Annotated in this window: 11 protein-coding genes; 3 read left to right on the forward strand and 8 right to left on the reverse strand. The window is 66.1% G+C overall.

All coding sequences use genetic code 11. From position 1 onward, the window contains the following. Positions 1–4: 4 nt before the first annotated feature. The 8 genes from ACVILH_RS03930 to ACVILH_RS03965 form a co-directional block, all read right to left on the reverse strand. The gene (locus tag ACVILH_RS03930; protein WP_456711713.1) at positions 5–598 is read right to left on the reverse strand and encodes a GNAT family N-acetyltransferase; all 594 of its coding nucleotides are present in this window, start codon (positions 596–598) and stop codon (positions 5–7) included. A 2-nt stretch (positions 599–600) separates the two neighbouring features. Further along, positions 601–2103, reverse strand: coding sequence for a glycerol kinase GlpK (gene glpK, locus ACVILH_RS03935; protein WP_456711714.1), 1503 nt, complete (start codon positions 2101–2103; stop codon positions 601–603). A 286-nt stretch (positions 2104–2389) separates the two neighbouring features. Further along, on the reverse strand, positions 2390–3163 hold the full coding sequence (locus tag ACVILH_RS03940) for an SDR family NAD(P)-dependent oxidoreductase (RefSeq protein ID WP_456711715.1): 774 nt from the start codon (positions 3161–3163) through the stop codon (positions 2390–2392). A gap of 154 nt (positions 3164–3317) precedes the next feature. Next, positions 3318–4460 carry a pimeloyl-CoA dehydrogenase small subunit gene (gene pimD / locus ACVILH_RS03945; RefSeq protein ID WP_456711716.1) on the reverse strand — a complete coding sequence of 381 codons (1143 nt, stop codon included), beginning with the start codon at positions 4458–4460 and terminating at the stop codon, positions 3318–3320. Between the two features lie 145 nt (positions 4461–4605). Next, entirely contained in the window at positions 4606–5796 is a 1191-nt protein-coding gene (pimC, locus tag ACVILH_RS03950) for a pimeloyl-CoA dehydrogenase large subunit (RefSeq protein ID WP_434921022.1), read from the reverse strand. Positions 5797–6007: 211 nt separating this feature from the next. Further along, positions 6008–7195: an acetyl-CoA C-acyltransferase gene (locus tag ACVILH_RS03955; RefSeq protein ID WP_456711717.1), complete on the reverse strand. Its 1188-nt coding sequence runs from the start codon at positions 7193–7195 to the stop codon at positions 6008–6010. 19 nt (positions 7196–7214) lie between these two features. Then, a complete protein-coding gene (gene pimA / locus ACVILH_RS03960) occupies positions 7215–8879 on the reverse strand; it encodes a dicarboxylate--CoA ligase PimA (protein ID WP_456711718.1) in 1665 nt (554 codons plus the stop codon). A gap of 181 nt (positions 8880–9060) precedes the next feature. Beyond that, the gene (locus tag ACVILH_RS03965) at positions 9061–11157 is read right to left on the reverse strand and encodes a 3-hydroxyacyl-CoA dehydrogenase NAD-binding domain-containing protein (RefSeq protein WP_456711719.1); all 2097 of its coding nucleotides are present in this window, start codon (positions 11155–11157) and stop codon (positions 9061–9063) included. Positions 11158–11370: 213 nt separating this feature from the next. On the opposite strand from ACVILH_RS03965, the gene ACVILH_RS03970 reads away from it, so the two are divergent. The 3 genes from ACVILH_RS03970 (at position 11371) to ACVILH_RS03980 (ending at position 13841) form a co-directional block, all read left to right on the forward strand. Then, entirely contained in the window at positions 11371–12267 is an 897-nt protein-coding gene (locus ACVILH_RS03970; protein WP_456711720.1) for an IclR family transcriptional regulator, read from the forward strand. Between the two features lie 66 nt (positions 12268–12333). Then, positions 12334–13131: an ABC transporter ATP-binding protein gene (locus tag ACVILH_RS03975; protein ID WP_456711721.1), complete on the forward strand. Its 798-nt coding sequence runs from the start codon at positions 12334–12336 to the stop codon at positions 13129–13131. Further along, positions 13128–13841 carry an ABC transporter ATP-binding protein gene (locus ACVILH_RS03980; RefSeq protein ID WP_456711722.1) on the forward strand — a complete coding sequence of 238 codons (714 nt, stop codon included), beginning with the start codon at positions 13128–13130 and terminating at the stop codon, positions 13839–13841. Before ACVILH_RS03975 ends, ACVILH_RS03980 begins: the two co-directional genes overlap by 4 nt. The last annotated feature ends 8 nt before the right edge of the window (positions 13842–13849 follow it).

Genomic DNA, 13849 nt, shown 5'->3' on the forward strand with positions numbered 1-13849 from the left:
AAGTTCAGTCCAGCAGCGGCACATGCGCCGCGACATCGCGCGGCAGGGTGCCATCGAGCCGCGGGTCGGGCGCGATCTCGATCTGGCGACGATAGGGGCGAAAGCCGGAGCGCTGATAGAAGGCGAGCGCGCGCGGATGATCGAAGCTGCAGGTGTGGACCCACAGCCGCGTCAGCGGCTGCGCCCAGGCGCGGCGCAGCGCGTGGTTCATCAGCAGTCGGCCGGCACCGGTGCCGATCAGCTTGGACGTGACGCCGAACAGCACCAGCTCGCACTCGTTGTTCTTACGAAAGTCGAGCTCCAGCAGGGCTTCGTCGCCGCCATCGTGTTCGAGTGTATAGATCTCGACGCCGGAGACCCGAATGTTCGCAGCGAGCTCCGTGTCGCTCATGCGCGTGCGCTGCGACCACAGCCACTCCCAGCCGACGCGCGCGTAGAGGTCACGATACCAATCGAGACCGGGCTGCGCGACGCGGCGGAGAGCCCAATCACCGAGGGGGTCGGGCGGCAGCGGCGGCGGAGCCAGCATCTCGAGCGAGGTCACCACCGCGGCGATCTTGCCCGGCGGAATGTCGAAGACGCCGTCGGGAACGGACATCCCTACTCGCCCTCGTCGCTCGCCAGCACACCCTTCACCGCACGGGCCCAGCCCGCGAGCTTGCGCTGCCGCGTGGCCGCACTCATCGCCGGCCGGAAGCGATGTTCCAGCCGCCAATTGTCGGCGAATTTTTCCGGCTCCGGATAGACGCCAGCATTGAGGCCGGCGAGATAGGCCGCGCCCAGCGCGGTCGTCTCCTGGATCATCGGACGGTCGACCGGCGCGTCGAGCAGATCGGCGAGGCGTTGCATGGTCCAGTCCGACGCCGTCATGCCGCCGTCGACGCGCAGCACGATGGTGGCAGCCGACGCATCGGGCCAGTCGGCGCGCATCGCGGCCCATAGATCATAGGTCTGGTAGCAGACGCTCTCGAGCGTGGCATGCGCCAGCTCCGCCGGGCCGGTGTTGCGGGTGAGGCCGAACAACGCGCCGCGCACGCGCGGATTCCAATAGGGTGCGCCGAGACCGACGAAGGCCGGAACGAGATACACCGACTGCATCGAGTCCGACTTGTCGGCAAGAGGACCGGTCTCGGCCGCGTGCTTGATGATGCCGAGCCCATCGCGCAGCCACTGCACCGCGGAGCCCGCGATGAAGATCGAGCCTTCCAGCGCGTAGGTCCTGACGCCGTTGAGCTGATAGGCGATGGTGGTCAGCAGCTTGTTGTTGGACTTCACCGGCGTGGCGCCGGTGTTGAGCAGCGCAAAGCACCCGGTGCCGTAGGTCGACTTCATCATGCCCGGCGTGAAGCAAGCCTGGCCGATGGTCGCTGCCTGCTGGTCGCCGGCGATGCCGGCGACCTTGATCGGGCCGCCGAACAAATCCGGCGTGGTGGTGCCGAAATCGGCGGAGGAATCCTTCACCTCGGGCAGCATCGAGCGCGGCACGCGCAGCAGTTTCAGCAGAGTCTCGTCCCACTGCCCGGTGTGAATGTTGAACAGCAAGGTGCGCGAGGCGTTGGTGGCATCGGTCGCGTGCACCCGCCCGCCGGTCAGCCGCCACAACAGATAACAGTCGACGGTGCCGAACATCAGCTCGCCGCGCTCGGCACGCTCGCGCGCACCCGGTACATGGTCGAGGATCCAGGCGACCTTGGTGCCGGAGAAATAGGGATCGATGATCAGACCAGTCCTGGCGCTGACATCAGGTTCGTGCCCCTCTGCCTTCAGTCGCGCGCAGATGTCGGCCGTGCGACGATCCTGCCAGACGATGGCGCGGTGCACCGCCTGGCCGGTGGCGCGGTCCCAGACCACGGTGGTCTCGCGCTGGTTCGTGATGCCGATCGCCGCGATGTCCTTCGCCGCGAGACCCGCCTTCTCCAGCGCGTCGCGGCAGGTCATCACCGTCGAGGTCCAGATATCCTCCGGCTCGTGCTCGACCCAGCCCGATGCCGGGAAATGCTGCGGGAATTCCTGCTGCGCCACCGCGGCAATCGAGATGTCGGAGCGGAACACCATCGCGCGCGAGGACGTGGTGCCCTGATCGATGGCCAGCACGAAGGACATGGGGTTTCTTCCCGGAAGGTTGACGTTGGGGCGACAAGCAAGCGGATTGGCGGGGGAAGGTCAAGGTGGAGCAGACTCGGCCGTGCCACCCTCCCCTGGAGGGCGAGGGTCGGCTCGCATGAAGCGCAGCGGAATGCGAGGCGGGGTGGGGTGAAGCCGCGAAGGCGGTGTCTATGGAGAGATCACCCCACCCCGCCTCGCCTCTCGCTTTGCTCGCTGCGAGGCGACCCTCCCCCTCCAGAGGAGGGTGAAGACCGTCATCCGCAACGCCGCTCGGACACGAGGGCTACACTGCCGCGGTCGTCACGCCGCCGTCCACCACGATGGTCTGTCCCGTCATGAAGGTCGACGCATCCGACGCCAGATACGCCACCGCGCCGGCAATCTCGTGCGGCTCGCCGATGCGGCGGAGCGGGGTGGTCGCGCAGCGCTGCTTCAGGCGGGCTTCGTCCTCCCACAGCGCGCGGGCGAAGTCGGTCTTGACGAGGCCCGGCGCGACGCAATTGACGCGGACGCCCTGCGGACCCCATTCGCCGGCGAGGCTGCGGCACAGCGAGAAATCCGCGGCCTTGGAGATGCCGTAGGCGCCGATCACGGTGGAGCCGCGCAAGCCGCCGATCGAGGACACGATGATGACGGAGCCCTTGCCCCTGCTGGCCATCGGCGGGATGGCCTTGGCGCAGAGCCAGAGGTTGCTCTTGACGTTCGAGGCCATGATCTTGTCGAAGGCCTCGTCGGTGATGTCGAGCAGCGGGCCGTAGTAAGGATTCACGGCGGCGTTGCAGACGAGGATATCGACCTGGCCGTAGTGCTTCACCGCGCTGTCGATCAGCGCGTCGACCTCAGGCCTGCGCGAGATGTTGCAGGCAATGACATGCGCATCGCCGCCATTGGCGCGGATGCCGGCAGCGACCTCCTCGCAGGCGTCGGCCTTGCGGCTGGAGATGACGACCTTGGCGCCGAGCTGCGCGAGCAATTCCGCCGACGCACGCCCGATGCCGCGGCTGGAGCCGGTGATCACGGCGACCTGGCCGGCGAGGTTGAAGGGATTCGGGGTCATGATGATTGCTCCTGGCCGATCAGGTCGCCCGGATTGCGGGCTGCCGGGTCCTCCCGCCGTCATTGCGAGCGAAGCGAAGCAATCCAGGGCCGAGTGCGCGACTCTAGATTGCTTCGTCGCTTCGCTCCTCGCAATGACGGAGTGACTTGCAGAGCTAGATCAACCCACCCGCTTCGCTGACGCGACGCATGTGGTAGTCGGTGTCGCCGAAGGTCAGCTCGATCATCGACAGGCGCTTGAAGTAGTGGCCGATCCTGGCCTCCATCGTCATGCCGATGCCGCCGTGGAGCTGGATTGACTGCTGGCCGACGAACTTCGCCGATTTGCCGATCTGCACCTTGGCCGCGGCGATCGAGGTGGACCGCTCCTTGGCGTCGTCGAACTCGGCGGCCATGGTGGCGAACATCGACATCGAGCGGGCCTGCTCCAACGCCACGAACATGTCGGAGGCGCGGTGCTGCAGCGACTGGAACGAGCCGATCGCTACACCGAACTGCTTGCGGGTCTTGATGTACTCGACCGTGGTCTTGAGCGACTCGTCCATCAGGCCGACGGCCTCCGCGCACAGCGCAATGCGGGCCTCGTCGACGACACGCTCGATCAGCGGCAGGCCATTGGCGGGATCACCGATCACGGCATCAGCGCCGACCTCGACACCGGTGAAGGTGATGTCGGCGGCATGCAGGCCATCCTGCGTCGGATAGCCCTTGCGGGTAACGCCCTTGGCATCCGCTGGCACGATGAACACGCCGATCCCCAACTTGTCGCGCTGGCCGCCCGAGGTGCGCGCGGTCACGATCAAGGTGTCGGCATTCTCGCCGTTGAGCACGACGAACTTCTCGCCGTCGATGACATAGCCTTCACCCTTCTTCTTGGCCGACGTCGCGACGTCGAACAGGTCGTAGCGCGACTGCTTCTCGAGCTGGGCGAAGGCGAACGTCTTGCTGCCGTCGATGATCCCAGGCAGATGCTTAGCCTTCTGCGCCGCCGAGCCGCCATGGCGCAGGAAGCCACCCGACAGAACGACGGTCGCGAGATACGGCTCGAGCACCAGCGCGCGGCCCATCGCCTCCATCACGATCATGGTCTCGACGCCGCCGGCGCCGAAACCGCCGTCTTCCTCCGAGAACGGCAGGCCGAGCAGGCCCTGCTCGGCGAGCTTGGACCAGATCGCCTGGCTCCAGCCGCCCTTCTCCTTCATGTACAGCTTGCGCTTGTCGAAATCATAGGCATCCGCCAGCAGGCCGTCGATGCTGTCCTTGAGGAGGCGCTGCTCCTCGGTGAGATCAAAATCCATTGGTTTAGTCTCCAGTATCCCCATTCTCCGTCATGCCCGCGCGGGTCGCGGGCATCCACGTCGTGCCCGTGCGGGGCTGCGCATGGATGGCCGGGTCAAGCCCGGCCATGACGGCGTGCGTTGTCGAAGCGCTGCGGCTCACACGTCAGAGCCCCAGCACCGCCTTGGCGATGATGTTGCGCTGGATCTCGTTGGAGCCGCCGTAGATCGAGACCTTTCGGTTGTTGAAGTAGCTCGGCGCGATCTGGGCGGTCCAATCCATGGTCTCGTTGCTATCGTCGTCGCCATGGACGTCGTAGGGCGCGGCGAACGGGCCGATGACTTCCATGAGCAGCTCGGTGGTGGTCTGCTGGATCTCGGAGCCCTTGATCTTCAGCACCGAGGACGCCGGGTTGGGCTTGCCCTTGCCGTGCTTGCCCTCGTCGGCGACGACACGCAATTGCGTCAGCTCCAGCGCCTTCAGCTCGACCTCGCAAGCCGTGAGCTTCTCGCGGAACGACGGGTCCTCCAGCACCGGGCGGCCGCCGGCCTCGACCTTGGCGGCCAGCTCCTTGATGCGGCGGATGCGCTCCTTGGAGACGCCGACGCGGGCGATGCCGGTGCGCTCATTGCCGAGCAGGAATTTGGCGTAGTCCCAGCCCTTGTTCTCCTCGCCGATCAGGTTCTCGATGGGCACCTCGACGTCGTCGAAGAACACCTCGTTGACCTCGCGGCCGCCGTCGATGGTCTGGATCGGACGGACCGTGACCCCCTTCGACTTCATGCTGAAGACGATGAAGGAGATGCCCATCTGCTTCTTGGCCGAGGGATCGGTGCGGCACAGGCAGAAGATCATGTCGGCGTGCTGGGCGAGCGTGGTCCAGGTCTTCTGGCCGTTGATGATCCACTTGTCGCCGCGGCGCTCGGCCTTGGTCTTCAGCGACGCAAGGTCGGAGCCCGAGCCGGGCTCGGAGAAGCCCTGGCACCACCAATCATCGACATTGGCGATGCGCGGCAGGTACTTCTTCTTCTGCTCTTCGTTGCCGAAAGTGTAGATGACAGGGCCAACCATGCTGACGCCGAAGGCGAGCGGCTGCGGCGCAGGATAGGCCTGCAGCTCCTCGTTGAAGATGTAGTGCTGCACCGAGCTCCAGCCGGTGCCACCATATTCCGTCGGCCAATGCGAGACGCCCCAGCCCTTCTTGTTGAGGATGCGCCACCAGGTCACCATCTCGTCCTTCGACAGATGCCGGCCCTCGACCATCTTGCGGCGCGTCTCCGCGGGCACGTTGTCCCTGAAGAACTGCCGCACTTCCTCGCGGAACGCCTGCTCTTCCTTCGTGAATGCAAGATCCATTGGATCGCTCCCGTGTGTCGTGTGGTCCTGTTAGTTCGTCTCGCTCCGCCGTCGTCCCGGCGAAAGCCGGGACCCATAACCACCGGCGGACGTTTGGAGCACAGGCATCTGCCATCGTGCCCCAAGCGGTCATCACGCGGTATGGGTCCCGGATCTGCGCCCGCGAGCGCTGTCGCGCTCGCAGGCTTGTCCGGGACGACGGCTGTGGTTGTTACTGCAACACCTCGAACAGGCCGGCGGCGCCCATGCCGCCGCCGACGCACATGGTGACGACGGCGTATTTGGCCTTGCGGCGGCGGCCTTCAATCAGGGCGTGGCCGGTGAGGCGCGCGCCCGACATGCCGTAGGGATGGCCGACGGAGATCGCGCCGCCGTTGACGTTGATCTTGTCCGGGTCGATGCCGAGCTTGTCGCGGCAGTAGATCACCTGCACCGCGAACGCCTCGTTGAGCTCCCACAGGCCGATGTCATCGACCGTGAGGCCATGGCGCTTCAGCAGGCGCGGCACCGCGAAGACAGGGCCGATGCCCATCTCGTCAGGCTCGCAACCGTGCGCGACGAAGCCGCGGAAAATGCCGAGCGGCTGCAGACCGCGCTTGGCTGCTTCCTTGTCGCTCATGATCACCGACGCCGAAGCGCCGTCCGACAGCTGGCTGGCATTGCCGGCAGTGATGGTGAAGCCGTCGCCACGCACGGCCTTGAGGCCGGCGAGACCTTCGGCGGTCGTCTCCGGCCGCGGCCCCTCGTCCTGCGACAGCGTGATATCCTTGAACGACACATTGCCGGTGGCCTTGTCGGTCACCGCCATCTTGGTCGAGATCGGCGCAAGCTCCTCGTTGAACTTGCCGCCCTGCTGCGCGGCTGCCGTGCGGCGCTGGCTCTCCAGCGCGTACTCGTCCTGCTTCTCGCGCGAGATGCCGTAGCGCTTGGCGACCACCTCGGCGGTGTCGATCATCGGCATGTAGACGTCGCCCTTGATCTCCAGCAGCGCCGGGTCGGTGGCCTGGAACACGTTCATCTTGTCGTTCTGGACCAGCGAGATCGACTCGCCGCCGCCGCCGACCGCGATCTCGACGCCGTCGAAGATCACCGAGCGCGCCGCCAGCGCGATCGCCTGCAGGCCCGAGGCGCACTGGCGGTCGATGGTGGTGCCGCCGACCGACACCGGCAGGCCCGCGCGCAGCAGCGCCTTGCGCGCGATGTTGCCGCCGGTCGAGCCCTGCTGCAGGGCCGCGCCCATCACGACGTCCTCGACCTCGGCCGGATCGATCTTGGCGCGCTTGACGGCCTCGCCGATCGCGTGACCGAGCAGCGTCGCGCCGCCGGTGGCGTTGAGCGCGCCGCGATAGGCCTTGCCGATCGGCGTGCGGGCGGTGGAAACGATGACGGCATCGGTCATGGGCGACCTCCTGTTGTTGTTACGCTTGTTTGCTGTGAGATGTGGATGATTGCTGCTGGCGCAATTCGTGACGCGACAATTTGCCGACCGGCGTGCGCGGCAGCTCGTCGACGAACTCGACCGCCGCCGGCAATTCGTGCTTGCCGAGCTTGCCGGTGAGAAACTCACGCAGCTCCTCGACCGGGAACGGCGCAAAGCCGTCGCGCAGCTTGATGAAGGCCTTCGCCGCCTCGCCGCGATAGGCATCGGGAATGCCGATCACGATCACTTCCTGCACGGCAGGATGGGTGTAGATCGCCTGCTCGATCATCTGCGGATAGACGTTGAAGCCGCCGGAGATGATCATGTCCTTCTTGCGATCGACCAGGAAGTAGAAGCCGTCGGCATCGACATAGCCGATGTCGCCGGTGAGGAAGTGGTCGCCGACGAAGGACTGCGCCGACTCCTCGGGCCTGTTCCAATAGCCCTTGGTGACGTTCGGCCCCTTGACGCGGATCTCGCCGACCTCGTTGATGCCGAGCACCTTGGAGGGATCTTCCAGCGACACGACGTCCATCTCGATGCCGGGCAGCGCGATGCCGATCGAGCCTGGCTTGTCCGGTCCCTCCTTCGGATGGCTGGTGCCGGGCGAGCAGGTCTCGGTCATGCCCCAGCCGCTCTTCAGCTTCATGCCGACACGGCGCTCCAGGATGCGCGCGACCTCGACCGGAAGCGGCGCTCCGCCGGACCCGACGCTGGTCAGCGACGACAGATCGCGCTTGTCGAGATCCGGCAGGTTGGCGATTGCGATCCACATCGTCGGCACGCCCGGGAAGTAGGTCGCACGCTTGACCTCGATGTCGCGCATGACAGCCTCGACGTCGAAGCGCTGGTGCAGCGAGACCAGGCTGCCGATGCGGAGCGCAGTCAGCAGCACGACGGTGAGCGCATAGATGTGGAACAGCGGCAGCACGCAGATGACGCGGTCGCCGCCCTCATGCTGGGTCCGGGTGGCGCGCCCCCAGATCTCGATGATCGAGACCGCGGAGGTGAGGTTGCCATGCGTCAGCATCGCGCCCTTGGGCAGGCCGGTGGTGCCGCCCGTGTACTGCAGCAGCGCGATGTCGTCGGGCGAGATCGCGGGCCACGCCGACGGCGCCGTGGCGCCATCGGAAAAAGCGCGATGAGTGATCACGGCGGGATTGTCGGACAGTGCCGTCTGCGGCGTGCCGACCTTGCCCCAATGATCATCCTCGCAAACGATCAGCCGGTCGAGCAGGCCCTTCGCCAGGAACTTCAGCGCCGTCGGCAGCAGCGCCGACAGGTTCGACGTCACCAGGATGCGCGCGCCGGAATCGGAGAGCTTGTGCGACAGCGCGATCTCGCCGTCGAGCGGCGACAGATGCACGACGCGGGCGCCGGCCTTGAGCGCGCCGAAGAAATTGATCGGATGATCCGGCGTGTTGCCGAGGAACAGCGCGATCGAGGCGCCCTTGCCGTAGCCGGCGCGGAGGAAGGCGGCGGCGGCTTGGTCGACGAGCCCGGCAAGCTCATTGAAGCTGATCGGACGATCGCGGAATTCGAGCGCATGGCGATCGCCGAAATCGCTGACGGACTTCGCCAGCAGATCCGGCAACGTGCCACTTGCAAGCGGCGCGTCCCAGCGGACGCCTTCCGGATAGAACTGTTCGCCAGGATGGGTCATGCGGACTCTGTGTTTGTTGCCGTCAGGCGGCCCCGCTCTCTCCGTTCCCTCCCCCCTTGTGGGGGAGGGTCAGGGAGGGGGGTGGCCCCGGGCAAGACTGCCCGTGTGGACCCCCACCCCCGACCCCTCCCCGCAAGGGGGAGGGGAGCGCACCTGCGAACGACGCGACGAGCAGGCTGCATCAGGCAGCCTTGGATTCCTTGGCCAGCGAGGCGAAGGTCTTGCCTTCGTCGGCGAGCTGCTTCAGCAGCGGCGCGGGCTCCAGCGACGGATCATTGGTCTCCTTGGCGTAGAACGCCAGCCGCTCGGCGATGTGCTTCAGGCCGACGCTGTCGGCCCAGTACATCGGGCCGCCGCGATAGATCGGCCAGCCATAGCCGTACAGCCAGACCACATCGATGTCCGACGGACGAGCGGCGATGCCTTCGGCGAGGATCTTCGCGCCCTCGTTGATCATCGGATACATCATGCGCTCGAGGATCTCCTCGTCGCTCACGGCGCGGCGCTTGAGGCCAAGCTTGGCCAGCGTCTCGTCGATCAGCTTCTCGACATCCGGATCCGGCAGCGGCGCGCGCGAGCCAGCCTCATATTTGTAGTAGCCCTTGCCGGTCTTCTGGCCGAAGCGGCCGGCCTCGCACAGCGCATCCGCGATCTCGCTCTTGATGCCCCTGTCCTTTCGCGAGCGCCAGCCGATGTCGAGACCGGCGAGATCGCCCATCGCGAACGGGCCCATCGGCATGCCGAACTTGGTGACGACGGCGTCGACCTGCTGCGGCAGCGCGCCTTCGAACAGCAGCTTCTCGGCCTGCTTGCCGCGCTGCGCCAGCATGCGGTTGCCGACGAAGCCGTCGCAGACCCCGACCACCGCCGGCACCTTGGCGATCTTGCGCGCGATCGACACCGCCGTGACCAGCGCATCCGGCGCGGTTTTCTCGGCGCGCACGATCTCGCACAGCTTCATGACGTTGGCCGGCGAGAAGAAGTGCATGCCGAGCACGTCCTGCGGACGGCTCGTCTCCGCGGCGATGGCGTCGATGTTCAGATAGGACGTGTTGGAAGCGAGCACGGCGCCGGGCTTGGCGTATTGATCCAGCTTGCCGAACACTTCCTTCTTCACCGCCATGGTCTCGAACACGGCTTCGATGACGAGGTCCGCGTCCCTCACGTTCTCCAGGCCGACCTTGCCGTCGATCAGCGCCATGCGCTTGGCCGGGGCATCCGCCGGGATGCCGCCGCGCGCGGCGGTCGCTTCCCAGTTCTTCTGCATGATGCCCATGCCGCGCTTGAGCTGCTCCTCGGCGGTCTCGATCAAAGTGACAGGAATACCGGCATTTGCGAACGACATCGCGATGCCGCCGCCCATGGTGCCGGCGCCAATGATGGCGACGCGCTCGACCTTGCGGCCCTTGGTGCCCTCGGGCACGCCGGCGATCTTGGCCGCCTCGCGCTCGGCGAAGAACGCGTAGCGCTGCGCCTTCGACTGATCGCTGGCCACCAGCTTGAGGAAGCCCTCGCGCTCGCGCTTCAGGCCCTCGTCGAACGGCAGGTCGATCGCATAGCCGACGGCATCGGCCGCGGCGAACGGCGCCTCGAGGCCGCGCGACTTCTTGGTGATCGCGGCGACCGCATTGGTGAAGATCGAGCGATCGGCCTTGGCGGCGGCGATCTTGGAATCGTCATCGCGCAGCTTGCGCAGCGGACGGTTCTCCGCCACCACCTTGCGCGCGAACTCCACGCCGCCCGACGCCGGACCTTCGACGATCTCCTCGATCAAGCCACTCTTGTGCGCCTCGGCAGCGCTGATCGGATCGCCGCCGACGATCATCTTGACCGCGAGCTCGGGGCCGACCGCGCGCGGCAGGCGCTGCGTTCCGCCCGCGCCCGGCAGCAGGCCAAGCTTCACCTCGGGCAGGCCGAGCTTCGAGTCCTTGGTGGCAACGCGGTAATGACAGGCCAGCGCCACTTCCAGGCCACCGCCGAGCGCCGTGCCATGGATCGCGGCGATCACCGGCTTCGGGCTGTTCTCGATCGTGCTCAGCACGTCGTTGAGCGCCGGCGGCTTCGGCGGCTTGCCGAACTCGGTGATATCGGCGCCGGCGATGAAGGTGCGTCCGCCGCAAGTCAGAACGATCGCCTTGATCGCGGGATCGTCGATCGCCGCCTTGACGTTGTCGAGGATGCCGCCGCGAACTGCGGCACTCAGCGCATTGACCGGCGGGCTGTCGATGGTGACGATGCCGATGATGTCTTGTCGATCAAGCTTTGCCACTTCGCTCACGCGTAAGCTCCTTGGGATGTCGTTTCTTTGCGGCCGGTTAACCGACCTGCCAATTCTGGGACCTTCATTTGCGCAGAGTATCAGCCTTGCTTGCGTCTACCCGCTGCCGAACCTCAATTCCGCAGTGCGAAACGTAATTCCACATCTTGACAGCCAGGGTTATTTTGAAGCACGAGCGTTGTCAACGAGGCTCATCAATCGACAGCCGATGACATGAAACGCCCAGGGAAGAAAGCTGCGACCGATCGCAACTTCGTCGTTGCGCTGTCGCGCGGCCTGGAAGTGCTGCGTGCCTTCCGGCCGAACGACGGCCTGCTGGGCAACCAGGAGATCGCCGCGCGCACCAACCTGCCCAAGGCCACGGTGTCGCGCCTGACCTATACGCTCACCAAGCTCGGCTATCTCACCCCGGTTCCTCGTTTCGAAAAATATCAGCTGGCGCCCTCGGCACTGCTGCTCGGCTACGCCGCGCTCGCCAATCTCGGCGTGCGCCAGCTCTCCGAGCCGTTTCGCGAGCAGCTGATGCGCGAGACCGGCGGCGCGGTCGCGATCGGCGGCCGCGACCGGCTCAGCATGATCTATATCGGGCAGAGCCGGCACGGCGTCGTCAATGTCGAGCTGGACGTCGGCTCGCGCATTCCGATCGCCACGACCGCGATGGGCCGGGCCTATCTGTGGGCGCTGGCCGAGGAGGAACGCACCGCGCTCATGCGCGAGATGCGCGAGCATTACGGCAGCCGCTGGCCGAAAATCCGCGACGGCATCGAGCGCGCCGGCGAGACCGTCGCCAGGCACGGCTTCGCGATCTCGGCCGGCGAGTGGCAGGACGATGTCCACGCCGTCGCCGCGGCGCTGAGACTCAACGATGGAACGGGTCCCTACGCAATCAATTGCGGCGCGCCGGCATTCCGCTTCACGGAAGAGCGCCTGCTCTCCGACATTGGACCTCGCCTCGTCGCGATGGTAAGAAAAATCGAAGCGGCGCTTGGCGGACTCGCGCCGCAAACTAATCAGACAAATAATCAGACGAGCCAATCGTCTCACAAAGAACCCAATAAAAAGCCGAAGCCAGGAGGAAAAGTTGCCCGTGTTGCCGAGGGTATCAGATAGCCTGCATCATCGCGGTCGGCTGGCGCCGCGCTCCAACCTGACCGATTTCGGGAGGGGCGAGACGAGATGACGCAGGCACAACTCGCCCCCACCAACGATCCGCTGCTCGCGGTCCGCGACGTCAGCGTCGTGTTCGGCGGCATCGTCGCGCTGAACGGCGTGTCGTTCGACATGCACAAGGGCCAGATCCTCGGCCTCATCGGCCCGAACGGCGCCGGCAAGACGACGCTGTTCAACTGCCTCAGCCGCCTCTACCAGCCGAGCGCCGGCGACATCCTGATGGAAGGCCGCAGCATCCTGTCGCGGCCGCCGCATCGCATCGCCGAGATCGGCATCGGCCGCACGTTCCAGAACGTCGCGCTGTTCCCGAACCTCTCGGTGCTCGACAACGTCCGCGTCGGAACGCATGCGCGGACCTCGAGCGACATCATCTCGGACTCGCTGCGGCTCGCCTGGATCCGGCGCAGCGAGACTGCCGTCAACACCAAGGTTCACGAGATCCTGGCCTATCTCAATCTCGAGGAGGTCGCGCACAAGACCGTGTCCGGCCTGCCGTTCGGCACCCAGAAGCGCGTCGAACTGGCGCGCGCGCTGGCGGCCGATCCGAAGATCCTGCTGCTCGACGAGCCCGCCGGCGGGCTCAATCACGAGGAAGTCTATGTGCTCGGCGACCTGATCCGCCGAATCCGCGACGACCGTCATATCACCGTGCTGCTGGTCGAGCATCACATGGGGCTGGTGATGTCGATCGCCGATCACGTCGTGGCGCTGAACTTCGGCCGCAAGCTCGCCGAGGGCACACCGGCCCAGGTGCAGGCCGATCCCGACGTCATCAAGGCCTATCTCGGGAGCAAGGATCAATGACGGCGCTTCTCAACGTCAAGGATCTCCGCGCCTATTACGGCCAGGTCCAGGCCCTGCATGGCCTCTCCTTTTCGCTCAACGAGGGCTCGCTGACGACCCTGCTCGGCGCCAACGGCGCCGGCAAGACCACCACCTTGCGCGCAATCTGCAACATGGTGCGCTCGACCGGCGCGATCGAGTTCGAGGGCAAGCCGCTCAACAACAAGTCGACCGAGAGCATCGTCCGCTTCGGCATCGCGCATGTGCCGCAGGGCCGCGGCACCTTCACCAACATGACGGTCGAGGAGAACCTGCAGCTCGGCGCCATCACCCGCGGCGACAAGGCGGGCATCGTCGCCGACATCGAGCGGATGTACGCCTACTTCCCGAAGCTGAAGGAGCGCCACACGCAGCAGGCCGGCACGTTGTCCGGCGGCGAGCAGCAGATGCTGGCGGTGGCCCGCGCGCTGATGCTGCGTCCCCGGCTGATGCTGCTCGACGAGCCGTCGTTCGGCCTCGCGCCGCTGGTGGTGCGCGATCTCTTCGGCATTCTCGGCAAGATCAATCGCGACGAGAAGGTCTCGATCCTCGTCGTCGAGCAAAACGCGCAGCTCGCGCTGGAGCTCGCCGACCAGGCCTATGTGATCGAGACCGGCCGTATCGTGATGTCGGGTGTCGCGAAGGACATCGCGAACGACGAGAACGTCCGCAAATCCTATCTGGGCTACTGACGGAGTCG

It is taken from the genome of Bradyrhizobium sp. USDA 4353, from assembly GCF_054063215.1.